Here is a 25230-nt window from a genome sequence, read left to right on the forward strand (position 1 = left end):
GTTAAATCAGATCAAAGAGGCTGCGGACCCCTACCTGCTTGGCAGAGGTGAAACCTTCGCCGAAGGTCACCCCGATCGCATGTCCATACTCACGTGCTCTGGCTTCGATGAAATCCAGAAACTCGGGCGATGAGATGTAGGTATTCGGGGAGCTGTCGTCGGGATTGTAAAACTGTGTTCTGAAAGCCCGGATGGTCTCCAGTTTCTTCTCCCAGTGAGGCGTTACATCCATGACAAAGTCAGGCTTGATATAGCGGTCCTGGATAAAGTTGTAAGTTGCCTTCGGGCGCCAGGCTTGTTGCTCCAAACCATCATCACCCAAGGTTTTGATCATTTTGAGCCCTGCCAGGAAACAGGCCTCCGCTACTACGGCTGCACCACGTCCATGATCGGGATGGCGGTCATGCAGGGCATTCATCAAAACTATATCTGGCTGGTACTGGCGTACCTTGCGCACTATCTGCAACTGGTGCTCTTTGTCATTTGCAAAGAAGCCATCAGCAAAGCCTAAATTATCACGCACCGAGAGTCCCATGATCTTGGCAGCTTCATCTGCTTCCGCTACCCTCTCAGCAGGTGTTCCTCTTGTACCGAGCTCCCCTCTAGTGAGGTCTACAACCCCGGCTTTCCTGCCAGCGGCAATATGAGCGATCAGTGTACCGGCACAACCGAGTTCTACATCATCCGGGTGTGAGGCAAAGGCAAGTATATCTAACTTCATTCTTGAGTGCTTTCTTATCTGATTCGGAGCGAACGTCCAACTTTCAGGGTAGTACGGCTGCTAATACCGTTCAGTTTGGTAATCTGCCCAACAGAGACGCCATAGCGTTTCGCTATACCTGAGAGTGTATCACCGCTTCGTACTTTATGGTAGGTTGCCTTACGTGAGCCACTGCTGCTGCTTCCCTTGGACTTGTTGTAATAATTAAATAGAGCCGATGTGATCACAAAACTCTGCCCTTTGAGCAGGTAGTCCGGGAAGTCATACATCAATTCCGGGTCAAGTGGGTTGCCCTGGTAACGTACTTCATAGTGCAAGTGAGGTCCGGAACTACGGCCGGTACTACCACCCAGACCAATTACCTCACCGGCTTTTACAAACTGCCCGGTCTCCGCGATGGTCTTACTCATGTGGCCATATAGCGTCTCTAAGCCGTTGTAGTGACGTACCACAATGTAATTGCCATAGCCACCGCCATCCCACTTGTTAATGCGTACCACGCCGTCAAATGCGGCATAAATAGAGTCTCCGGTATTCAGGTCTATGTCAGTACCGTAATGCCAGCGGTAACCTCTGTGGCCGAAACGGCTAGTCACAGGCGTTTTCTCCAATGGCATTTTATAATCACGTTTAACTCTCGGATCATAAAGTGTGATGTCTACTGTATCCTGTAGCTGACGGCCATCCATTCGATACGGGTTAATATTCCGTGTATCCCAAATGGCATAATAACCCGCTATCTTGATCCAGGTGGAGTCGATCAACACCTCTTCCGACACCTCTACGATGTGCTGCTCCCCCAAATCAAGCTCGGAGGTATCTTCACTCACAATGGATAGCTCTTTCTTTGGATTAAAGAAAATTGACTTTCCAGCATCCGATTCATCATCCGGAAATTCCTCGTACTTGATCAGGATCGTGGTGTCAGGCCGTACGTAATCTATTTTAGGCGACTTCACCTTAAATAGATCTTTGACCTTACCCTGAGCAAAGGCACTGTTCGCCCCAAAAACGAGACAGAACAAAAAGAGTGCAATCGTAAGGGGTGCTTTATACTTTAGCATTGTATTGATTATTAGGCAGAGCTGCTGTGTTATGCTCATTCTCGCAAAATTAACTACAGCAACGCCATTTTATTGTGGTCTTACCTTAACAGCCGCAAAAGTTTCTGACTGCCGGGCAAACCGTATTGGTCATTTTTAGTGCAAATCCTGGGCAGCCAGATAGCGCTCAGCATCCAGCGCGGCCATACAGCCTGAACCTGCAGCCGTCACTGCTTGACGATAGGTAAAGTCCTGCACATCGCCACAGGCAAATACACCGTCAATATTGGTCTTGCTTGTACCAGGTATAGTGCGGATATAACCATTCTCGTCCAGGTTCAGGTACTCGGCAAAAATATCAGAGTTCGGTTTATGACCAATGGCCACGAAGAAACCGCTCACCGGAATCTCTCTCAGTTCATCTGTCAGAACGTTGCGTACCCGCACCGCTTCCACTACCTCTTCACCCAAGATCTCGTCGGTCACAGAGTTCCACAGTATTTCGATGTTCTTGGTTTTCTTCACACGCTCCTGCATGATCGTGGATGCACGCATCTCATCACGGCGAATGATCATGTATACCTTACTGCAAATATTGGAAAGGTAGGTAGCTTCCTCAGCAGCCGTATCACCGGCACCTACTATTGCTACTTCCTGACCACGATAAAAGAAGCCATCGCATACAGCACAGGCACTCACACCATTGCCATTCAGGCGGGCTTCCGACTCCATACCCAGCCACTTTGCTGATGCTCCTGTCGAAATAATAACGGTATGCGCCTCTATTACTTTCTGGTCATCGATGGTCACCTTGTGTGGCTGCGAAGAGAAATCTACTGCTGTGGCAATGCCATACCTTACATCGGTGCCAAAACGCTCTGCTTGTCGCTTGAAGTCTTCCATCATCTGCGGACCGTTGATTCCGTCCGGATAGCCAGGGTAATTCTCTACATCATTCGTAATAGTTAGCTGTCCACCAGGCTGCAATCCCTGATACAAAACAGGACTAAGTCCGGCTCGGGAAGCATAAATGGCTGCTGTATACCCGGCGGGACCTGAACCAATGATCAGGCATTTTACTTTTTCTATTTCCATGTTTATGTGATGCTTATTCGAAATTGGTTGCAAGTATACAAAAAAATCTCATGCTCTGCCTGCATACCTCCTATGTTAATTAGAGGGAGACACGCCTGAACAAGTATACCTGGCATAAAAGAAAAGAGCCCTGACCTTACGGACAGGGCTCTTTTTAATAGGTAATTAGCTTAACCTAAATAAGGCTTCAATGCTTTGCTTCTGGATGTATGACGCAGTCTTCGGATTGCTTTCTCCTTGATCTGACGCACACGCTCACGAGTCAAATTGAACTTCTCTCCGATCTCTTCGAGCGTCAGTGAGTGCTCACCGTTCAGGCCAAAGTAGAGTGTGATCACGTCAGCTTCACGCTTGGTAAGCGTAGAAAGGGCGCGCTGCACTTCCTTACGAAGTGAGTCGTTCATCAGGCCAGTGTCCGGAGACTCTTCGTCTTCGTTTTCCAGCACATCCAACAGGCGGTTTTCTTCGCCTTGCACAAACGGAGCATCTACTGATACGTGGCGACCAGAGATCTTGAGCGTATCCACCACCTCAGCGGTCGTTAGCTCCAGCACCTCTGCGATCTCTTCCGGAGAAGGCTCACGTTCAAATTTTTGCTCTAATTCAGAAAAGGACTTAGAGATCTTATTAAGGGAACCAACTCGGTTCAGTGGCAGACGCACAATACGAGACTGCTCGGCCAAAGCCTGCAGAATAGACTGGCGGATCCACCAAACGGCATAAGAGATAAACTTAAAGCCTCTAGTTTCATCGAATCGCTTCGCAGCTTTGATCAGACCAAGGTTACCTTCATTGATAAGGTCGCCTAGTGAAAGGCCCTGGTTCTGGTACTGCTTAGCCACCGACACAACGAAACGCAGGTTAGCTTTGGTTAATTTCTCAAGCGCAAACTGATCCCCCTCTTTGATTCTCTGAGCAAGTGATACCTCCTCATCCGGTGTAAGCAAATCAACTTTACCAATCTCCTGAAGGTACTTGTCCAGCGACTGGCTTTCGCGGTTGGTGATCTGTTTGCTTATCTTGAGTTGTCTCATCAGAGTATAATGTTATTGCAAAAATGTGAAAATCTTAATTTCGGGCTCGTTGGGGTAACATCAGAAAATCGCGCAAAGTTCTTACATATTACGAATAAAATCAAGAACCTCTAACGCGACATGTAAACATAATACTCCTGACACCGCTCAGCCTTATACGGAGCAGTTGTCAGGAGTATCAAATATCAGGATTATTTCTGCTCTTCAGCGCCTGGCTTCGGTAGGATAGCCTTGCGTGACAGCTTGAATTTACCAGTTTTCTTATCGACGTCGATCAGTTTCACTTTCACTTCCTCACCGATCTCCAACACACCGTCCATTGTTTCGAGACGCTCGTGCTTGATCTCAGAGATATGCAGCAAACCGTCTTTGCCTGCCATGAACTCAACGAAAGCACCGTAAGGCTGGATCGATTTCACCGTACCGATGTATACCTCTCCTATTTCCGGCTGCGCAACGATTGCCTTAATTTTGGCAACGGCGTTGTTCATAGAGTTTTGGTCGCTGGCGAAGATGTTTACGTGACCTTTCTCGTTCTTCTCTTCGATGATGATCGTAGCGCCAGTATCTTTCTGGATCTGCTGGATCACTTTACCACCTGGTCCGATCACTGCACCGATAAACTCTTTATCGATCACGATGTTGAATGAACGTGGCGTATGTGGCTTGTAGTCAGCATTTGGAGTAGCGATGGTCTTGTTCATCTCGTTCAGGATGTGCAGACGACCTTCTCTTGCCTGGGCTAGTGCCTGGCTCAATACGTCGTGTGACAAACCTTGTACTTTGATGTCCATCTGGCAGGCTGTAATACCTTTGCTGGTACCAGCTACCTTGAAGTCCATATCACCCAAGTGGTCTTCATCACCTAAGATATCAGAAAGAACGGCAAAATTGCCTGTGCTCTCGTCTGTGATCAAGCCCATGGCTATACCTGAAACGCCATCCTTTACAGGAACACCGGCGTCCATCAAAGCAAGTGAGCCGGCACAAACTGTAGCCATAGAAGATGAACCGTTAGACTCCAGGATGTCAGACACGATACGGATCGTGTATGGGTTCTCAGAATCTGCAGGAAGCACTTTCTTAAGGGCACGAAGCGCCAGGTTACCGTGACCGATCTCACGACGGCCAGGACCTCTGTTTGGCTTCACCTCACCTGTTGAGAAGGCTGGGAAGTTATAGTGCAACAGGAATTTGTTGTAACCAGATACCATCGCACTGTCGATCATCTGCTCGTCCAGTTTAGTACCCAATGTCACAGTAGTCAGTGATTGTGTCTCACCACGTGTGAATACGGCAGAACCGTGCGTAGCTGGCAGGTAGTTGATCTCAGACCAGATAGGACGGATCTCGTTCAGCTGACGACCATCCAGACGTACACGGTCATTCAGGATCATCTTACGAACAGCGTCTTTCTCTACATCATGATAGTAAGTTTTGATCAGACCCATGTCATAACCATGGTCCTCACCAAGAGACTCAACGAATTCGTTCAGAACGGCTGCAAAACCTTCCTTGCGTTCCGCCTTATTCGCTCTGCCACGCTTGGCAACTTCATATGCTTTGTCGTAAGTCGCCTCGTATACCTTCTGACGAAGCTCGTCATCGTGTGTTTCGTGTGAGTACTCACGCTTCTGCAGTTTGCCTACCATTTCGGCAAGTTCCATCTGCGCCTGGCATTGCACCTTAATGGCTTCGTGCGCGAAAGCGATTGCTTCGAGCATCTCTTCTTCTGAAACCTCGTTCATCTCGCCTTCTACCATCGCTACGCTGTCGATAGAGCCACCAACGATCATGTCGATGTCTGCGCTCTTCAGGTCAGATACTTTCGGGTTGATCACGAACTGGCCATCGATACGCGCTACGCGTACTTCAGAGATAGGTCCGTTGAAAGGAATATCAGATACTGCAAGTGCTGCAGAAGCTGCCAGGGCCGCCAGGGCATCCGGCATAATCTCCGCATCAGCAGAGATCATATGTATGGTCATTTGCGTTTCGGCGTGGTAGTCTCCCGGGAACATTGGTCGCAGGATACGGTCCACCAAACGCGAAATCAGAATTTCGTAGTCAGAAAGTCTTGCTTCTCTTTTCAGGAAGCCTCCTGGTATCTTACCGGAAGAAGCAAACTTCTCCTGATAGTCTACAGAGAGAGGCAAAAAGTCAACCCCTTCACGGGCTTCTTTGTTGGAAACAACGGCTGCCAGGAGCATGGTAGTACCCATTTTCACTACGACAGATCCGTCAGCCTGCTTGGCTAGTTTACCAGTTTCGATTATGATCTCCCGGCCATCCGGAAGAAAGATTGTTTTTGTGATTGCGTTTTGAGACATCTTCAATTATTATTTTTTGGCATCTAATAAACAGGGCTGCCGTTTGCAGCCGCTGCTGGGGTACTGGCAAAGAGGAAGGGAAGGAATGGTACTGAAAAAATTAGGGAATCCCTGTAAGAAATTCCCTAATTTTCTGTAAGCTTATTTACGGATACCAAGTTCGGCGATGATCGCTCTGTATCGTTCAATGTCGTTTTTCTGCAGGTAGTTCAGAAGTCTTCTTCTCTTACCTACCAGCTTAAGAAGACCAAGACGAGTGCCGAAGTCTTTTCTGTGAACCTTCAGGTGCTCTGTCAGATCAGCAATGCGCGTAGTGAACAGCGCGATCTGGCCTTCTGCAGAACCAGTGTCAGTCTTAGACTTGCTCAGGCTGTGCTTTTCAAAAATTTCTTGTTTCGCTTCAGTAGTTAATTTCATTGCGTATAAAAAATATCAATCTGTTATATTCAGTGGATAGTTTCCCGTATAAGCCGCAAAGTTAAATAAAATATCTATATTAAAAAACTATTTGCAGCGAGTTATTTTAGCGCAGGATTATATTTTATTGCGCTTTAAGCGAGCCATCAGCTTGCGCCAGAAATCTATTTCGAGGAGACTGGAGTCATTCTGTGCCTGGTATAGGAAAAACAGACCGATTGGCAGCAGGATAGCGTTCGCCCCCCACATTCCCATCTCAACAGGTATAAGCCCCTCTCTGGCCCACTTCTCTCCCAGTATACCCAGCACATACATCACAATAAAGAACATGATGGAGATGATCACAGGCACTCCCAACCCCCCTTTCTTGATGATTGCTCCTAGTGGAGCGCCAATCAAAAACATAATCACGATGGCGAATGACTGCGTATACTTGCGCCATATCTCAATTTCGTAATTGTTAGCGTCACGGCTTAGCGTAGTCACCCGCTCCTTGTAGCTTCCTGTAAAGCTCTTCACGTTTCGTGCCTTGTTAGCGGCTGCCAGCATAACATCCGCAGTCAAAGGTGATATAGCCTTGCGCTCATGCAAAGAGTCCGGCAATGTTTTGGTAAGCGGCAATCCATTCTTCACCTGGCCTGTATCGGCTTTAAAGTACATATAGAACGGATCGACGTTTGGCGCATACATCTGACGCTCACGCGTGCCAGATCGGCGCAGTGAGTCTGTTACCGCTGTCAGCTGCCCAATGTTCTTCATCATCTTGTTGTCCGAGAAGAGCTCCTCACGGGTACGGCCCAATTCAAACGAGGCTAAACTGAAAATGATCTTTGTAGCGTCAAACTTTTCCCGCACAAACTGCTCGGAAGAATTCCGGAAACCACCATTATTTTGATCAACATAGGTATTACCCCGGAAGAGTTCCAGAATAAGGTAGTTGTCATTATGCTCGGTATACATCTGTCCTGAATCGGCCAGAATCACAGTAGTGTTGTTACCGCCCTTGGAGTGATCATAGATCATGATATCACGCAACGAACGACCGTCATTCAGTTTTTCGTTGATCTTGATGCTGTACCCTGGCAAACCGTTGTAGAAAGCCCCTTCCTTAAAGTTCATGGCAGGCTTTTTCTGCCTGATGTCCCATAACAGACTATAGGCCTTCAGGTTCGCCTTCGGTACCACAAAATTATTGAAGTAAAAGGCTCCAATGGCAATCGTAATCACAACGAAAGCAACCGGACGCAAAATGCGTGGCAAGGCTATACCTGACGTCTTGATGGCTGTGAGTTCGTGGTGCTCTCCCAAGGTACCGAATGTCATCAGTGCCGAGAGCAATACGGCCAGCGGCAGTGCTACAGGAGCCATGTTGATGCTGAAATAAAACAGCAGCTCAGCAAAAACGTCGTATCCAAGGTCCTTCCCTACCAGTTCATCAAGGTATTTGAGCATGTACTGCGTGAGCAGGATGAACTCCACGATGGCAAACGTGAGCAGAAAAGGGCCGGCAAATGATTTTAAAATTAGCTTATCTAGTTTCTTCATGTGGGCCAGGTGGCAAGCGGGCAATAGAAAAGCCCGGTTTTTTTCTTTAACACCGGACTTTCAAAAATCGTGCAAAGATAATCCTTTGACGGGAAGAAACGCTACCCTCCTACTATTTCGCGCAGTTTCTGCAGCAGATGTTCCCACAACTCTTCCAACTCCTCTTCATCATTCTCCTCTGAGTAATCCACTACTTTCAAATACTGCTCCTGCGTCAGCTCACTGGATTCGATTGAAAAATCAATATAAGACGGATCAGATACATGGGATTTATCGTCATTCAGGAAAAGGAAGCGCACAGAACGATTTGTACGATGGCTTGTCATCTCAGCATAATGGTTGCGACCGTCCCAAAAGAAGTTGAACACTTTGTCCTCGTTTATGGACACATCATCACAAAACCACTGGGCAAGGCCACTTGGGGTGCTCAGATAGGGATATAATAAGCGGGCAGATGCATTTATAGGGTACTCATGCACAAATTTCGTCTTGGTAGCTTTCATTATCTGGTATTGTAAGTGACTGAGTAAGTATAGTGTTAATTTCTGATTTGCTAAATATACAGAAAATAAAATATTTTTTTGTGCATCAATTGTTGCTTTTTTAAAAACTTACCCCTTATATTTGCACCACAATTCGGCGGGGTAGCTCAGATGGTTAGAGCGCAGGATTCATAACCCTGAGGTCGGCAGTTCGATTCTGCTCCCCGCTACAAAGCTCCAGACATGGTCTGGAGCTTTTTTTTATGCCCATAGCCCAGTTCAAGCAGCTTCCTTTCAGTTGCACTATCCAGTTGCACTATCTGACAATGGCTTTGACCTCTCGGAAGAGATTTCACTTTCTTTTGGCGCTAGCCCCTCTTTTTCATATCTTAAAATTTATGGGCTCCACCAACTTATTATCCCCAGAGCCTTTTATGATTCTTTTTTTAATCTAAACCCTTAAAACAACCGATCATGAAAATGAAAAAGATTTTGTCAGGTGCACTCGTTCTCTTCGCTCTTGGATATACCAATACGGCCTCAGCGCAGCAAGCTACAGAGGCTCCGCAGCAGGAACAGCTTCAGCAGGACAAGTTCTCAGAAGAAGAACTTAAGAAGTTTTTGCAGGCAAATGCCAAAGTGACGGCTATTCAAAAGGAAGGTCAGCAAAACATGCTCCGTATTATAGAGGAAGCAGGTATGGATGTAGAGCAGTTCAATAAATTTGCGCAGGCGCAGCGTGAGCAGAAACTAGCGGAGACAGGTGCAAGCCCAGAGCAGCTCGCCGCTTTTGATAAGGCTGCAAAACAGATAATAGAAATACAGCCGGCGGTAAAAGAGAACGTTAAAAGCGCTCTTGAAGAAGAAGGTCTGACAGAAGACAAATACAAAGAGATTGTAACCGCCTACCAGCAGGATGAAGCCGTCAAGGCTAAAGTGCATGAACTGATGGCCCGCTAACAGGAATCGATACAAGAATAAAAAAGCCCTTGCAGTGTGTAAGGGCTTTTTTTAAACCACGTAACTTATGCTTTCTCAAAAGAAATCAGCAGAAGTCGCAGTTAAATGTTTATTAAGTAAATGGATAAAGTAAGACATGAATGCATACAACTTATTGCATCTGGTATACTGCATGTTAAAGGGACATTTAGTCATCTCAATTCCAGCCCTACCTGAGAAAAACATGGCCTGGACGTGATTCTGTTCGGTAGGATAAAATAGAACAGTTCCGCTACTACCAAGCACTATTCGATTCATATACCAGTACTATAACATGCGCAAAGTCAACTTTGAATAGTTTGCACTAAGGTATAAAAAACAAGAAGGGCCTGACTTGCGTCAGGCCCTTCTTCTAATATATGTGAAGTAAATTACTTTACCTTCTCAACGATGCTCTTGAAAGCTTCTGGGTGGTTCATCGCCAGGTCAGCAAGTACTTTGCGGTTCAGGTCGATGTTAGCCTTCTTCAGGCCGCCCATTAACTGTGAGTAAGACATCCCGTGCTCACGTGCACCTGCGTTGATACGCTGGATCCAAAGGGCGCGGAAATCTCTCTTTTTCGCTTTTCTGTCACGGTAAGCATAAAGCAAACCTTTTTCAATTGCGTTTTTCGCAACTGTCCAAACATTCTTGCGACGGCCAAAGTAACCTTTGGCCATTTTCATCATTTTTTTTCTTCTGTGTCGCGCTGCGACAACGTTTACCGATCTAGGCATTTCTAAAAAGTTTTGGCGGCTGGTGATTAAATCTAATCTTCAAAAGACCAGACACCGGGTTCGTACTAATAATTTAACCTTCTAATTCCGGAGAATTAGATTTGAAGCATCAATTTCACGCGGTCCATATCAGCTGAGCTAACAAGGCCAGTGTGAGTCAAGTTACGCTTCTGCTTCGTCGTTTTCTTGGTCAGGATGTGGCTTTTGTAAGCGTGCTTACGCTTGATCTTGCCAGTACCTGTCAAAGAAAAACGCTTCTTTGCACCAGATTTTGTTTTAACTTTTGGCATGTGTATATAATTAATTAAACAAATTACTTTTTAACAGGAGGCGCTACCTTTGGCGAAAGGATCAAGAACATTCTCTTTCCTTCCAGTTTAGGCAACTGCTCCACTTTAGCAATATCCTCCAGTGCCTGAGCGAATTTAAGAAGCAGGATCTCTCCTCTTTCCTTAAACACGATCGTACGTCCAACGAAGTGCACATAAGACTTTATCTTGAAACCACTCTCGAGGAAAGATTTCGCATGCTTCAGTTTAAACTCAAAATCGTGATCATCAGTGTTAGGGCCGAAACGGATCTCCTTGATGACTACTTTCTGAGCTTTCGCCTTCATCTCACGGGTTTTCTTCTTCTGCTCGTACTTGAATTTCGAGTAGTCGATGATACGGCATACCGGTGGAACAGCTGTTGGCGAAATCTCAACCAGGTCAAGATTCTGCTCGTTCGCTATTTTCTGAGCATCTCTAGTCGAGAATACTCCCTGCTCTACATTGTCACCAACCAACCGGACTTCTCTGGCAGTTATTTTATCATTGACTTTGTATGGCTCCTCCACTTTTCCGCGTGGGATGTAGCGCTTGTTTGGCGTAGCTATGGTTTTACCTCCTTAAATTTAGTTTCTACAATCAGGGTGCGAATATCGCAAATTTTATATCAAGAAAAAAATATCTTCCTTTAATTGTTCAGCATCTCAGCAATTTTTGACTGGAAAGTAGCGATGAATTCGTCTACAGACATGGTGCCTAAATCACCTTCTCCGTGCTTACGCACTGATACTGCACCGTTCTCCTGCTCCTTCTCTCCCACGATCAGCATGTAAGGCACTTTGCTCACTTCTGCGTCACGGATCTTGCGGCCGATCTTCTCATCACGGTTGTCAACGAAGCCGCGGATATCCTCCTGCTGCAGTCGGTCGTATACCTGCTGCGCAAAATCCTGGTACTTCTCTGAAATAGGCAGAATCGCAAACTGTTCCGGGCTAAGCCACAGTGGGAAATTACCACCACAGTGCTCGATCAGTACAGCCACGAAACGTTCCAGTGAACCGAATGGCGCGCGGTGGATCATTACTGGGCGATGCTTGGCATTGTCAGCGCCGATATATTCCAGCTGGAACCTTTCTGGTAAGTTATAATCTACCTGAATAGTTCCAAGTTGCCACTTTCTGCCCAATGCATCGCGCACCATGAAGTCGAGCTTTGGTCCGTAGAACGCAGCCTCTCCTAATTCAGTTACAGTGCGCAGTCCTTTCTCTTCAGCTGCTTCAATGATGGCGTTTTCAGCCTTCTCCCAGGCTTCGTCCGCACCAATGTACTTTTGCTTGTTCTCTGGGTCACGCAGTGAGATCTGGGCTGTGTAGTCCTCGAAACCGAGCGCATTGAACACATAAAGTACCAGGTCAATAACTTTGGTAAACTCCTCCTTCACCTGGTCCGGACGGCAGAAGATGTGGGCATCATCCTGGGTAAAACCACGCACGCGTGTCAAACCGTGGAGTTCGCCACTTTGCTCGTAACGATATACCGTACCAAACTCCGCATAGCGCACGGGCAGTTCTTTATAAGAACGCGGACGTGTTTTGTAAATCTCGCAGTGGTGCGGGCAGTTCATTGGCTTCAGGAAGAACTCCTCGCCCTCATTTGGTGTCTTGATCGGCTGGAAAGAGTCAGCACCGTACTTTTCGTAGTGTCCTGAAGTTACATAAAGCTCCTTGCTGCCAATGTGCGGCGTCACTACCGGCTGGTAGCCAGCTTTTACCTGTGCCTTGCGCATAAATTGCTCCAGACGCTCGCGTAACAGCGTGCCTTTCGGTAACCAAAGGGGCAAGCCCATACCTACTTTCTCAGAGAAGGCAAACAACTCCATCTCTTTACCCAGCTTACGGTGGTCACGCTTCTTGGCTTCTTCCAGACGCTCCAGGTATTCGGTCAGCTCCTTCTGTTTTGGGAAAGTGACGCCATAAATACGGGTTAGCTGCTTGCTCTTCTCGTCGCCTCTCCAATAGGCACCAGCCACGTTCATCAGCTTAGCCGCTTTGATGAAGCCGGTATTCGGGATGTGTGGTCCACGGCAAAGATCTACGAAATTGCCTTGGGTATAGAAAGTAATAGAACCGTCTTCCAGGTCTTTGATCAGGTCTAGCTTGTACTCGTCGCCTTTCTCAGTGAAATACTTGATAGCATCCGCCTTCGAAACCTCCTGGCGCTTGTACTCATTTTTAGCACGCGCCAATTCCAGCATCTTCTGCTCTACTTTGGCAAAATCGTCCTGCGAAAAGGATTTGCCTTCTCCCAGGTCTACGTCGTAGTAGAAGCCGTTCTCAACGGGAGGTCCGATACCGAACTTTATACCTGGGTATAGCTCTTCCAGTGCTTCCGCTAGTAAGTGGGCAGAAGAGTGCCAGAACGTATTTTTGCCCAGATCGTCGTTCCAGGTAAGCAGCTGCACCCTGGCATCTTCTTCTATGGGGCGAGACAGATCCCATACGGAATCGTTCACCTTTACGGCCAAAACATTGCGGGCAAGTCCCTCGCTAATGCTGGTGGCGATCTCAAGGCCGGTTACACCTTTTGAGTACTGGCGTACAGAGCCGTCTGGCAAAGTGATGTTGATCATGTTTTTTTCTTAGGTATCGTGTTAATAAACCTTTTGCCTAACAGCCATGCTGTCTAGCTGGGGCCTGGGTCTTTCTAATCTATATCGGAGCCTGGCTACACTCTGTAAAGCGTACGTATGCTTCGGCTCAATTGTCAGCATGCGTTCGTAAGTTCGCAATGCTGCCAGGTTCTCCCCTAGCCGCTCCAGGCTGCTGGCCCGTACCGATAGGTACTTTAGCAAGTTGCTATACCTTGGAGCGCTCTCCAGGTGCTGCAGGGCAAGCCCATATTCGCCTAGACCATGTTTTAACTGGGCTAGCTGAAAGTGGGTCACCTGCATCGTATCAGACAGTGATAGCACCTTTTCAAAGCTCGCCAGGGCGCTGTCTTTGCGTGCTGCCTGTAATTGTAGCATCCCTTTGTAATGCCACAGCTGAGGATCTTGCAAAGACTGTCGCAATCCCAGCTCAATATGCTTTTTAGCCTGTGGCAGATCCTGCTGCGCCAGGTATAGCCCGGCAAGTGAGCGATGCGTCTCCGTAAACTCAGGCTTTAGTTCCAGCGCCTGTAAGTAATGCTTGATCGCTGTTGCTGTATCACCAGTTACTTCCAGTACCCTTCCCTTATAATACACCGCATGCGCGTCATCCGGTGAAAGCTCAATCGCCTGTCGCGCAAACCGGGCTGCTTTTGCGTATTCGCCCTGGTCCAGGTATAGCTCTGTCAAAAGCACATAAAGTGATGAACTTTCAAAAGAGTTTCGTTCTGCCTGTAAGGCCAATGGCAGTGCCTCGTCGTGACGCCCCATCAGGTACAGTACCTGTGCTTTTACAAAGAAGTTGGCAGGCTCTTTCGATAACCTGATCGCTTCGTTCACATCGCTCAGCGCACGCTCAAGCTCGCCTTGCCGCAGCAGTACCATTACTCTCCTAGCGTACAGACTGCCATCGCGCTTCGATCGCTCAATGGCTTCGCTGAGGCTAACTAGCTGCTTGGCAGGATCTTCAACGGCCACTGCCTCCAGATCTACCATCTGCTCTCTTGTGCCCTCTTCTTTACCGCATCCGGAAAGCGCCAATACTGCCACCACTACCCAACTTAAGCCCAAACGAGACATCATGCGCTGTCTTTACTTACAAACTAGAATGGCGCTAAATTATAGATAATTTGCCTAAATACCGACATGAGGACTGCCATATAGTTTAGAAGATAAACAAAGGGCCTGCTACCGAATGGAAGCAGGCCCTTTGCATTGCATCGTTATCGCATCACTTCAGCGAATCCTGCAGCATGATCTTACAGCGCCTGCTTAACTCCAGTTCCTCCTTCGTTTGCAAGTCAAGGTTCTGGTCCATGGCACGCTGTAACGTAGTGACGCAGGCGTCTTTGTTCTTCATTTCCTGATAGATATTAGCCAGGTCAAAGTAATAGCGTAAGTTCTTCGGGTTATGCTGAATGGCCATCTCCATCGCATAAATGGCATCATCATTTGTAGCAGGCTTATTAGCCATGCCTCCCAGCATCACTTTATAGGCGGTGATCTCGGCGAAATTGAGGTTTGCCATTTTGAAATACCAGCGACCCAGCAAGTGCCAGGCATCTGCATGCTTAGAATCCGCAGTCAAAGCCCCGTCCAGGTAGCGCTTTAAGTCACTGAAAGTAACGAGCCGCTGCTTGGGGCCTGAAATAGTGGACAATGAGGCCATAGCAAGTGCCATGGCGTAATTAGAGCGAGCATCGATCGAGTCCATCTGATAAGCTCGTTGAGCATACGCTTTGGCAGTACTGAAGTGGTTGAGCTTTCGGCTATCATCCGAGAAGCGGTTACCCATCATACTGTGTAAAAGGCTAGCCTGACAGAGAGCCTCGTAATTAGTCTCATCAGCTGCTATAATCTGTTCGTATACCGCTAGCGCTTCCGTCTCCTTGTACTGCTCCTTCAGTTCGTACGCCTTCTTTAAAAGCACATCATGCCCGGAATCTCCCAGCACGTCCAATGGACGAATCAGGAAACCGAGCATGATGAATAAAATAGGTATGACCTTGAATAGTATTCGCATAATCTGTAATAAGCAACCTAATATATTGCTTTAAAACGACTTATGCAAAAAAGGATTTAATTTAGAACAAATCCAGCTGCTTCTTTTTCTTCAAAGCTTCTTTTGCACTGCCGTCATCTGATAGTTCTTCTACGGTTTCAAGCGCATCAAGTTGAGCCCCACTGACTTTGGCTGCTTCTTCTGCCAGTTCCTTTAGTTCGGAGGGCAGTGTTACGGGCTCACGCTTCGTGGTAACTTTCTTAGCTTTTGGCTTTTCTTCTTGCTCTACTTCCTCCTGTCTTGGCATTTTCACGTCAAAGATCTTAAAGTAGCTGAGCTTGTTGCCCATTGCCTTCCAGCCTTTTACATCGATGAATTCGCTTAGTAGAAGTTTCTCCGTTTCCTTCTCCCCGCGCAGCGAACGTTTGAAGCTGATAGTAGCCATCGGAAGCGAATGCGTTGAGACAGCTTCCAATCTGGAGTTTTTGGTCTCAGGTATAAAGCTGAATTTCTTACCTACAGTAGAGGTCTCGATCTTGAAACGCTTCACATAGTAGGTTTTATTATCGCCTTCAAAATAGATTGCTGAAACCACCAATTCCGGATCGAACTTCTGCAGCACCTTGATCTTCTCTACCGTGTAGTGGTTAGCCAGATCAAAGGTCGTCTGTTCGTATGTACCGTCTTCGAAAACCACCAGGATCGTGTCGTCAGTATTAAACGAACCCAGGTAACGACCACGGCCTTCCGTGTTCAAACGGCCGATCACTTCGTCGTAGAAGATCTCGCGTCCACCCAAGGTCGACTCGCCCAGACTCTTCTGCACGATCTTCTTGATCGGGTACTTCGTCACGATATTACCGTTTGATCCTTTGCCTTTTATCATCAATTCGGCAAAGTCATAGTCGAACTGCTTAATGCGGGCCGTTGACTGCGGAGCAAGGGTAATGTTCACCACCTCCGACTCCGAGTTCGGGTTGGCAGTCAGGTAATGCACCTTCGAGCCTTTGTTGCCTTTTGTCAGATCGTACTCCTTGTCACGGGTGATTGACTTCACAGAGAAACGTTTCGCAAAAGATACGCCGGTCTTGCCGTCCACATAGATCATGTTGTAGACCATGTGCTCGTCATTTTTGTTGTAAACACCGGCCATGATGATGTCTTTGCCCACGAAAGTCTTGTCTGCCACCTTGGTCACGGTGAACTTGCCGTCCTTGCGGAACACGATGATATCGTCCATGTCAGAGCAGTCACACACGAACTCATCTTTGCGCAGACCGGTACCGATGAAGCCGTCCTTCGCATTCATGTAAAGCTTCTGGTTGGCGATCGCAACTTTCTGTGCTGTAATTACATCAAAAGTTTTCACCTGCGTCTTGCGGTCACGTCCCTGACCATATTTCTTCAGCAATCCTTCGAAGTAAGCTATCGCGTAGCGGATCAGGTTGGCCAGATTATCGTCCACCTCGGCCATCTCCTCTTCCAGCTTTTTGATGTACTCGTCGGCCTTGAAAGAGTCGAACTTAGAGATACGCTTGATCTTGATCTCCGTCAGGCGAATGATGTCGTCCTCTGTCACCTCGCGACGAAGCAGCGGCTTATAAGGATCGAGTCCTGTGTCAATCGCGTTGAGCACAGCCTCCCATGTTTCGCACTCTTCGATGTCGCGGTAGATGCGGTTCTCGATGAAGATTTTCTCCAGTGATGAGTAATGCCACTTGTCTTCCAGTTCACCTTTGCGGATCTCGAGCTCACGCTTAAGCAGGTCCACCGTTTTGAAAGTAGAAATGCGCAGCAACTCATCGACACTCAGGAAGTGCGGCTTGTCATCGATGATCACACAAGTGTTTGGCGAGATAGACACTTCGCAATCGGTGAAGGCGTAAAGCGCGTCCATGGTCAGGTCAGGAGATACACCCGGCGGTAGCTGTACCTGTATTTCTACATCAGCGGCCGTGTTATCGATCACCTTCTTGATCTTGATCTTGTTGTTCTCGCTCGCCTTCACGATCGATTCCATCAAGCCCGTGGTCGTGATACCGTAAGGCACGTCACGGATGATCAGCATGGTCTTGTCCACCTTCTCGATCGTAGCACGCACCCGGATCTTACCGCCACGCATACCATGGTTGTAGTTGGTCACGTCCACCATGCCGCCGTTCGGGAAGTCAGGCAGCAAAGTCGTTGTGCGGCCTTTCAGCACATCAATAGAACCTTTAACCAGTTCCTTGAAGTTGTGCGGCATGATCTTGGTCGAAAGACCAACGGCTATACCTTCCACACCCTGTGCAAGCAGCAGCGGGAATTTAACCGGAAGCGTTACCGGCTCGTTCTTACGGCCGTCATAGCTCAGCTGCCAAATTGTGGTTTGCGGGTTGAACACTACATCCAAGGCAAACTTTGAAAGGCGTGCCTCGATATAACGTGGTGCAGCCGCGCTGTCACCGGTACGTACATCGCCCCAGTTACCCTGCGTCTCGATCAAAAGATCTTTCTGCCCCAGGTTCACCATGGCGTCGCCGATAGAAGCATCGCCGTGCGGGTGATACTGCATGGTCTGGCCGATAACGTTAGCCACCTTGTTGAATCGACCATCGTCCATTTCCTTCATCGCGTGCAGAATACGGCGCTGAACGGGTTTCAAACCGTCCTCTATGGCAGGTACGGCACGTTCTAAGATTACATAAGAAGCATAGTCGAGGAACCAGTTCTCGTACAGACCCGAAACAGGCGTCACGTTATGGATCACTTCCTCTTCACCGTCTGTAAACGCGATCTCCAACTCGTCTTCTCTTTCTATACCTTCGTTGTTCAGTTCGTCGTTATGCATATACTTCCTCAACTATATCTTTCTCAAACTTCAGATTCTCAATGATGAATTGCTGGCGCTCCGGCGTGTTTTTGCCCATGTAATAGCTCAGCATTTTCTGTATCGTCGTGTCCTTCTGCAGGAACACTGGCTTCAACTTGATGTTATCGCCAATAAACTTACCGAATTCGTCCGGCGAGATTTCACCCAGACCCTTGAATCGGGTGATCTCAGGGCGCTTGCCCAGTTTCTCGATCGCAGCCTGTTTTTCGGTTTCGTTATAGCAATAGATCGTTTCCTTCTTATTGCGCACCCGGAAAAGCGGAGTCTCCAAAATGTACACGTGGCCGTTTTTCACCAGATCAGGGAAGAACTGCAGGAAGAAGGTCAGGAGCAGCAAACGAATGTGCATACCATCGACGTCCGCATCGGTAGCGATCACGACACGGTTATACCTAAGCCCTTCCAACCCTTCTTCAATATTCAGGGCGTGCTGCAGCAGGTTAAATTCTTCGTTTTCGTATACCACCTTCTTCTTGAGGCCATAACAGTTCAGCGGCTTACCGCGCAAACTGAAGACCGCCTCTGTGTCCACGTTGCGGGATTTGGTGATAGAACCACTTGCCGAGTCACCCTCCGTGATGAAGAGCGTGGAAAGGATGGAGTTCTCGTGCTTGTCCTCGTTGAAGTGCAGACGGCAGTCGCGAAGTTTGCGGTTGTGCAGGTTGGCTTTTTTGGCACGCTGGTTGGCCAGCTTCTTCACACCAGCCATGTCCTTGCGCTCCCGCTCACTCTGCTCAATGCGCTTCTTCAGTGCTTCAGCCGTCGTCGGGTTTTTATGAAGGTAGTTGTCAAGCGACTCTTTGATGAACTCATTGATATACGCTCGCACCGCAGGACCGTCAGGACCCATGTCTATTGAACCTAGTTTGGTTTTGGTCTGCGATTCAAACACAGGCTCCTGCACACGCAGGGAGATCGCGCCTACAATAGAGCCGCGGATATCAGCTGCGTCGTAGTCTTTCTTATAGAAGTCACGCACCGTCTTAACGATCGCCTCACGGAAAGCCGCCAGGTGCGTACCGCCCATGGTCGTATACTGACCGTTCACGAATGAGTAGTACTCCTCGCCGTAATCGTTGCCATGTGTTATCGCCAGCTCGATGTCATTGCCTTTAAGGTGAATGATCGGGTAGCGCATGCTCTCCTCGTCGGCTTTGTTTCGCAACAAATCCAACAGGCCGTTCTCAGAGTAGAACTTCTTGCCGTTGAAGTTGATCGTCAGGCCTGCGTTCAGGTATACATAGTTCCAGATCTGGTTCTCCAGGTAATCCGGATTGAACTGGTAGTTCTTGAAAATGGTATCATCTGGCGTAAAAACCGTCAGGGTACCGTTACGCTGCGAAGTCGCCTCCAAGGCCATATCATTGGTCAGCACACCGCGTTCAAACTCAGCGACCTTCATTTGCCCGTCACGCACCGATTGAATGCGGAAGTGGCTCGAAAGGGCGTTCACAGCCTTCGTACCCACACCATTCAGACCAACCGACTTCTGGAAAGCCTTGCTGTCGTACTTACCACCGGTGTTGATCTTGCTCACGCAATCGATCACCTTACCCAGCGGAATACCGCGGCCATAGTCGCGCACCTGCACCTTGTGGTCTGAAATCTTAATGTCAATGGTCTTGCCGTAACCCATCACGTGTTCGTCGATGGAGTTGTCGATCACCTCTTTCACCAAAATGTAAATACCATCATCGGCCGAAGAACCGTCTCCCAGTTTACCGATGTACATACCGGGACGTAGCCTGATGTGTTCGCGGGGCTCCAGCGAGCGAATGCTGTCTTCGTTGTAATTATGCTCTAACTCTGCCATTCTGTAAGCGTAAGTGTATTTGATTTAGTGGAATCACTCGGAAATATAGAAAAATAAAAGAAATCAGACGCCACAAATAGTTCCGCCGCCTGATCGATTCATCTGTTAAAGAAGGCTATTGCTAATATTTTTAGTCAACAAATATAGCTAATTTTATCTGATTTATCAACTATATCTATACAACCAATCCCTATAGCTTACAGTTCACTAAAACTGCAGAAATACATAGTCGGGAAAAAGCTAATTTTTTTAGCATAAAAATATTTAGATTTAACTATACTTGCGCACTACTTTTGCTTAATTGAATGCGGTCAGAATAACCGTATACCTTATACATATACACCCTATGGAAATTAAATTACCCCAGTATTTTAAGTATGTCATCATCTTACTGGGCCTGTTTCTGGCAATCTGGGTATTGCAGAGCTTTAAAGCTGTTCTGATGCCACTGGTATTCGCTTTGCTATTTGCCCTGCTTCTTTTGCCGCTTACACGTGACCTTGAAAGATTCCGCTTCCCAAGAGCTTTAGCTATACTTATAAGTATTGTATTGGTGATTATTGTACTGGGGCTGGTTATCTGGTTTTTGTCTATGCAAGTTGTGAGCCTCACGTCGGAACTAGACACCATTGGCAAAAACTTTGATGCCCTGCTTATGAAAGTACAGGATTACCTGTACCACAATTTCGGAATACAGCCCGCCAATAAGAGTGAGCTATTCCGTAACATGATAGGCAGCCTGCAGGACCTTTCCACTACCTTTGTCGGCAGTACGATCTCGCTCACTACCGGTGCTCTCACTATGATCACCATCGTGCCCATTTTTGTCTTCTGCTTCCTGTACTACCGCGATCACCTGGAGCAGTTCATGTATAAGTTTGTATCCAAAGAGCGCCGAGGAGGATTCAACCACACGATTGACAACATACAGGTAGTAGCGCAGAGCTACATCTCAGGCTTAATGATCGTGATCGTGATCGTGGCCTTGCTCAACTCTGCAGGCTTGCTTCTGCTGGGCGTCAAGTATGCTATTTTCTTCGGTGTTTTTGCTTCCATTCTAACAGTTATACCTTACATCGGCATTCTGATCGGGGCCATGCTCCCGGCACTGTTCACGCTGGCCACTACGGGGCAGCTGTTCGACGCCGTGCTGGTGGTGCTGGTTTTTATGTTTGTGCAGTTTCTGGAAGGCAACTTCATTACGCCTTATGTCGTTGGTTCCAAGGTAAGTATAAACCCTTTTGCCGCTATCATAGCCTTGCTGATCGGTGGTGAAATATGGGGAGCTGCCGGTATGATCATTTCCATACCTATGATCGCGATCCTGAAAGTACTTTTTGACGCCTACGAACCACTCAGGCCATTTGGCTTTTTGCTGGCTGACATTGATGAAGTGAAGGAGAAGAAATCCGGTCGCTTCCGGAAGATGTTTGACAAGCTGCGTGAAAAAGCAAAAAGGGAGCGCTACGAAGATGATCGTGAGGCGGAGCATTAAGGGGTCTTTGCTAAATCTATTTGCATTAGGTAGGGCACAGGCGCGTTTTGAAACGTATTGCTAAGAATATTGGTTTACAAGATAACCCTTTGGAATAGACCAGGGATTGCTTCCATAAAAGCCTAAAATAGAATCAGCTTGTACGCCATCATAGACATTGAAACGACAGGTAGCCAACCTACACAGGACAGGATCACAGAGATTGCCATCTTCATACACGATGGCAAAGAGATTGTCGACAAGTATAGCACCCTGATCAATCCGCAGCGCCCTATACCTTATTACATATCCCAGCTCACCGGCATTACCGATGACATGGTACAGGACGCTCCCAAATTTTACGAAGTAGCTAAGGAAATCGTGCAGTTCACGGAAGGCATGGTATTCGTGGCCCACAATGTACGCTTCGACTATTCCTTTATCAAAAAAGAGTTCGCCGACCTGGGCTTCACTTTTCAACGCAAAACCCTTTGCACCGTCCGCCTGAGCCGTTCGCTTATACCTGGATTGCCTTCTTACTCATTGGGTAAGCTGTGTAAGAGCATTGACATTCCGCTGCAAATGCGCCATCGTGCCATTGGTGATGCGGAGGCCACGGCCAAACTGTTCGACAAGCTGATCAAGATCAATCGCCCGGTCATAGACGGGACTCACCATGTGGCGGACCCGGCTGAACAGCTTAAGAATGAGATCAAGGCTTCCCTCCTTCCTCCGGCTATCAGCAAAGAACAGGTTGACGCCTTGCCGACCGTTCCGGGCGTGTACTACTTCTATAACGAAGCGGGTGAAGTGATCTATGTAGGCAAGAGCATTAACATCAAGAAGCGCATCATCCAGCACTTCAACATCGACTACAAGAGCCGCAAATCCATCGAGTTCAAAAACCAGATCGCTGACATCACATACGAACTGATGGGCAACGAGCTGGTGGCTTTGCTGTTTGAGTCGGCAGAGATCAAGCGTATGAAGCCGCACTACAACCGGCAGCAACGGCGAAGCGTATTCAACACCGGTATTTTCACCTACGAAGACGAAAAAGGCTATAAACGTCTGACTTTCGGCAGCATTAACAAAGCCGATGATGTAAACATGACACCGATCATTGCGCTTTCTAATCAATTCAAGGCGAAAGGATTTCTATTCCATAAAGTGTCCAAATATAACCTGTGCCAGAAGCTTTGCGACCTGTATAAAACGCCGGGTGCTTGTTTCGATTATCAGGTACACATCTGTAAAGGTGCCTGTATTGGTGCGGAGACACCAGCGGAGTATAATGCACGAGTAGATGCTGCTATTGAGTCGTTCACTTACGAGCACAACAGCTTTGTGATTGTGGGCAAGGGCCGTGAGCTGGGCGAGAAGTCCATTGTCGTGGTGGAGCACGGCACCTACCTTGGCTTTGGCTTTGTCGATGAGTATTTCTCAGCCAACTCGTTGGAAGACTTTAAATCAGAAATACAGCGCTACAAAGACAACAAGGACATTCAGCAGATTATACGTGGCCATATGCGCGGCAAGAATAAAGACAAGGTGCTCGTCTTTGATTAGATTAGCCCGGTATAGACCTGCTTTTCTGAAGCTCCTGCCATCTATTTTCGGTTTAGAAATTTTTTATACTTAATTTCAAATCGAAATAAAACTTAAACATTCATGGAAAAACGTTTCAGATCAGGGGTTTTGTTCGGCGATGAAGTAACAGAGCTGTTCAAGTATGCCAATGAGAATAACTTTGCGCTGCCAGCCGTTAACGTGATTGGCACAAACTCTATCAACGCCGTGCTGGAAACAGCCAAGGCGCTTAACTCACCAGTAATTATTCAATTCTCGCATGGTGGTGCCACTTTCTTTGCTGGCAAAGGCCTTGAGAACGACAATCAGAAAGCTGCCATTGCAGGCGCTGTTTCCGGTGCTCAGCATGTGCACCTGATGGCCGAAGCATACGGCGTACCAGTAGTACTGCACACGGACCACGCCGCCAAGAAATTGCTTCCTTGGATCGACGGTCTTTTAGATGCCGGCGAAAAATACTACGAGCAACATGGCAAGCCGCTTTACAGCTCCCACATGCTCGACCTTTCTGAAGAAGAGATCAAAGAAAACATTGAGACTTGCGCCAGCTACCTGGAGCGCATGAACAAGATCGGCATGACCGTAGAGATCGAGCTGGGTGTAACCGGTGGCGAAGAAGACGGCGTGGACAATACCGGCGTGGACAGCTCTCGTCTGTATACGCAGCCAGATGAAGTAGCTTATGCTTACGAAGAATTGAAAAAGGTAAGTGACCGCTTCACGATTGCAGCAGCTTTCGGTAATGTACACGGCGTATACAAGCCGGGTAACGTAGAACTGCGTCCTGAGATCCTGAAAAACTCACAGGATTTTATCAAAGAGAAATTTGGAACAGGTGACAACCCGGTAAACTTCGTATTCCATGGTGGTTCAGGTTCTGAGAAAGCCAAGATCACGGAAGCGATCGGTTACGGTGCTATCAAAATGAACATCGACACCGACATGCAGTGGGCGTTCTGGGATGGCGTGAAAAACTATTACGAGTCAAAGAAAGAGTACCTGCAAGGCCAGCTTGGAAATCCGGATGGTGCAGACTCTCCGAACAAGAAGTACTACGACCCGCGCGTATGGCTGCGCAAAGGCGAAGAAAACTTCATTGCCAGACTGAAAGAGGCTTTTGAAGATTTGAATTGCGTGAATCGCAATGCTTAAATATCAGACTTGATGATAAAGGAAAGGGTGAGGCGAAAGCTTCACCCTTTTTTGTTTACTACTTATGCTCCATTAACCACTGGTAAATTTCCTCAGTATCCTCTTTGCGGCATAGCTCAGACCCCGGCGTCATGGTAGCGGCCGTGCCGGCAGCCACACCGTAGCGCACGACCTCCTCCAGTGGACAACCCCGTAGCAAACTCAGCACTATACCGGCAACCATGCTATCACCTGCGCCGACGGCGCTCTGTTGTTTTACTGTAGGCGGCACGACATAGTGTATACCTGTTTCTTTAGAGGCGAGCATGGCTCCGCGCGGGCCGAGCGACACAACCAGCACTTTGCATTTGCCTTCGTTTAGCACCTGCATGGCAAACTCCTCTTGTTCGAGCGCAGAGATGTGGTCTCTGCCGGCCAGTTTCGCCAGTTCACCCAGATTCGGTTTGATCAGGTATAGCCCCTCTCCTGCGGCCTTAACCAAAGCCTCACCGGACGTATCCACGATCAGTTTGAAATTGCGTTTGTGTGCAATGACGGCCATTTGGTAGTAAAAATCATCAGGCACGCCTGGGGCAAGGCTGCCACTGGCCACAACGTATTCAGGAACTTGCTCCAGCTTTTGGAGTCTATCGAGCACCTGTTGCCATTCTGATTCTCCAATATGCGGACCCGGCATGCCAAAGCGGAACTGGTCACCAGTACTATCCTCCATCACCATCAGATTTTCCCGGGTCCAGCTCTTGGTTTGGCCTGACCAATACTCAACACCTTCTTCTTTCAGCAGATCACAGAGCTTTTCACCAGCTGGTCCTCCAGAAAGCAACCAGGCACAGGAATTACCACCCAGTTTGCGAATGGCGCGGGAAACATTAACGCCACCGCCACCTGGTTCATATGTAGGTTCGTCGCAGCGGAGTTTCTTCTCGGGCAGCACCCGCTTCACGTGCGTGCTTTTATCTAGGGCAGGATTGATCGTGATGGTTAGTATTTTATGCATGCTTCTTCAGATTTAGTACCGACAGACTCCTG

Annotated in this window: 21 protein-coding genes and 1 tRNA gene; 5 read left to right on the plus strand and 17 right to left on the minus strand. The window is 47.8% G+C overall.

Going from position 1 to position 25230, the window contains the following annotated elements; all coding sequences use genetic code 11:
- Position 1: 1 nt before the first annotated feature.
- The 8 genes from bshB1 to AC5FX6_RS04950 form a co-directional block, all read right to left on the minus strand.
- Entirely contained in the window at positions 2-721 is a 720-nt protein-coding gene (gene bshB1, locus AC5FX6_RS04915; RefSeq protein ID WP_493595905.1) for a bacillithiol biosynthesis deacetylase BshB1, read from the minus strand.
- 14 nt (positions 722-735) lie between these two features.
- Positions 736-1785 carry a peptidoglycan DD-metalloendopeptidase family protein gene (locus AC5FX6_RS04920; RefSeq protein WP_493595906.1) on the minus strand — a complete coding sequence of 350 codons (1050 nt, stop codon included), beginning with the start codon at positions 1783-1785 and terminating at the stop codon, positions 736-738.
- Between the two features lie 135 nt (positions 1786-1920).
- On the minus strand, positions 1921-2859 hold the full coding sequence (gene trxB, locus AC5FX6_RS04925; RefSeq protein WP_493595907.1) for a thioredoxin-disulfide reductase: 939 nt from the start codon (positions 2857-2859) through the stop codon (positions 1921-1923).
- Between the two features lie 170 nt (positions 2860-3029).
- Positions 3030-3893: a sigma-70 family RNA polymerase sigma factor gene (locus AC5FX6_RS04930; RefSeq protein WP_007656436.1), complete on the minus strand. Its 864-nt coding sequence runs from the start codon at positions 3891-3893 to the stop codon at positions 3030-3032.
- 191 nt (positions 3894-4084) lie between these two features.
- On the minus strand, positions 4085-6223 hold the full coding sequence (gene pnp / locus AC5FX6_RS04935; RefSeq protein WP_493595908.1) for a polyribonucleotide nucleotidyltransferase: 2139 nt from the start codon (positions 6221-6223) through the stop codon (positions 4085-4087).
- 141 nt (positions 6224-6364) lie between these two features.
- Positions 6365-6640 carry a 30S ribosomal protein S15 gene (rpsO, locus tag AC5FX6_RS04940; protein ID WP_493595909.1) on the minus strand — a complete coding sequence of 92 codons (276 nt, stop codon included), beginning with the start codon at positions 6638-6640 and terminating at the stop codon, positions 6365-6367.
- Between the two features lie 117 nt (positions 6641-6757).
- Positions 6758-8185, minus strand: a complete 1428-nt coding sequence (locus AC5FX6_RS04945) for an LptF/LptG family permease (RefSeq protein WP_493595910.1) — start codon at positions 8183-8185, stop codon at positions 6758-6760.
- 101 nt (positions 8186-8286) lie between these two features.
- A complete protein-coding gene (locus tag AC5FX6_RS04950; protein WP_493595911.1) occupies positions 8287-8688 on the minus strand; it encodes an START-like domain-containing protein in 402 nt (133 codons plus the stop codon).
- A 135-nt stretch (positions 8689-8823) separates the two neighbouring features.
- Between AC5FX6_RS04950 and AC5FX6_RS04955 the strand changes: the two genes are divergently transcribed.
- Positions 8824-8897: transfer RNA gene (locus AC5FX6_RS04955), tRNA-Met, on the plus strand.
- Positions 8898-9141: 244 nt separating this feature from the next.
- Positions 9142-9627 carry a DUF4168 domain-containing protein gene (locus AC5FX6_RS04960; RefSeq protein ID WP_493595912.1) on the plus strand — a complete coding sequence of 162 codons (486 nt, stop codon included), beginning with the start codon at positions 9142-9144 and terminating at the stop codon, positions 9625-9627.
- 410 nt (positions 9628-10037) lie between these two features.
- On the opposite strand, the gene rplT is transcribed toward AC5FX6_RS04960, so the two are convergent.
- From rplT to AC5FX6_RS05000, 8 genes are all read right to left on the minus strand, one after another.
- Positions 10038-10382: a 50S ribosomal protein L20 gene (gene rplT, locus AC5FX6_RS04965; protein ID WP_493595913.1), complete on the minus strand. Its 345-nt coding sequence runs from the start codon at positions 10380-10382 to the stop codon at positions 10038-10040.
- Positions 10383-10477: 95 nt separating this feature from the next.
- A complete protein-coding gene (gene rpmI / locus AC5FX6_RS04970) occupies positions 10478-10672 on the minus strand; it encodes a 50S ribosomal protein L35 (RefSeq protein ID WP_007656420.1) in 195 nt (64 codons plus the stop codon).
- A gap of 23 nt (positions 10673-10695) precedes the next feature.
- Positions 10696-11220: a translation initiation factor IF-3 gene (gene infC, locus AC5FX6_RS04975; RefSeq protein ID WP_493595914.1), complete on the minus strand. Its 525-nt coding sequence runs from the start codon at positions 11218-11220 to the stop codon at positions 10696-10698.
- Positions 11221-11339: 119 nt separating this feature from the next.
- Entirely contained in the window at positions 11340-13280 is a 1941-nt protein-coding gene (gene thrS, locus AC5FX6_RS04980; protein WP_493595915.1) for a threonine--tRNA ligase, read from the minus strand.
- Positions 13281-13301: 21 nt separating this feature from the next.
- A complete protein-coding gene (locus tag AC5FX6_RS04985) occupies positions 13302-14381 on the minus strand; it encodes a tetratricopeptide repeat protein (protein ID WP_493595916.1) in 1080 nt (359 codons plus the stop codon).
- Positions 14382-14529: 148 nt separating this feature from the next.
- The gene (locus AC5FX6_RS04990; RefSeq protein ID WP_493595917.1) at positions 14530-15321 is read right to left on the minus strand and encodes a tetratricopeptide repeat protein; all 792 of its coding nucleotides are present in this window, start codon (positions 15319-15321) and stop codon (positions 14530-14532) included.
- Positions 15322-15382: 61 nt separating this feature from the next.
- On the minus strand, positions 15383-18130 hold the full coding sequence (locus AC5FX6_RS04995; protein ID WP_493595918.1) for a DNA gyrase/topoisomerase IV subunit A: 2748 nt from the start codon (positions 18128-18130) through the stop codon (positions 15383-15385).
- Complete coding sequence (locus AC5FX6_RS05000) at positions 18123-19985, minus strand: DNA topoisomerase IV subunit B (RefSeq protein WP_493595919.1); 1863 nt, start codon at positions 19983-19985, stop codon at positions 18123-18125. The genes AC5FX6_RS04995 and AC5FX6_RS05000 overlap by 8 nt, the downstream gene beginning before the upstream one ends.
- A gap of 346 nt (positions 19986-20331) precedes the next feature.
- Between AC5FX6_RS05000 and AC5FX6_RS05005 the strand changes: the two genes are divergently transcribed.
- The 3 genes from AC5FX6_RS05005 (at position 20332) to fbaA (ending at position 24201) form a co-directional block, all read left to right on the plus strand.
- Positions 20332-21480 carry an AI-2E family transporter gene (locus tag AC5FX6_RS05005; protein ID WP_493595920.1) on the plus strand — a complete coding sequence of 383 codons (1149 nt, stop codon included), beginning with the start codon at positions 20332-20334 and terminating at the stop codon, positions 21478-21480.
- A 138-nt stretch (positions 21481-21618) separates the two neighbouring features.
- Positions 21619-23028: an exonuclease domain-containing protein gene (locus AC5FX6_RS05010; RefSeq protein WP_493595921.1), complete on the plus strand. Its 1410-nt coding sequence runs from the start codon at positions 21619-21621 to the stop codon at positions 23026-23028.
- Positions 23029-23130: 102 nt separating this feature from the next.
- A complete protein-coding gene (fbaA, locus tag AC5FX6_RS05015; RefSeq protein WP_493595922.1) occupies positions 23131-24201 on the plus strand; it encodes a class II fructose-bisphosphate aldolase in 1071 nt (356 codons plus the stop codon).
- A 58-nt stretch (positions 24202-24259) separates the two neighbouring features.
- Here the strand turns inward: fbaA and AC5FX6_RS05020 are convergent, their stop codons facing one another.
- Complete coding sequence (locus tag AC5FX6_RS05020; RefSeq protein ID WP_493595923.1) at positions 24260-25198, minus strand: 1-phosphofructokinase family hexose kinase; 939 nt, start codon at positions 25196-25198, stop codon at positions 24260-24262.
- Positions 25199-25230: the final 32 nt, after the last annotated feature.

It is taken from the genome of Pontibacter sp. LHS2, assembly GCF_058932845.1.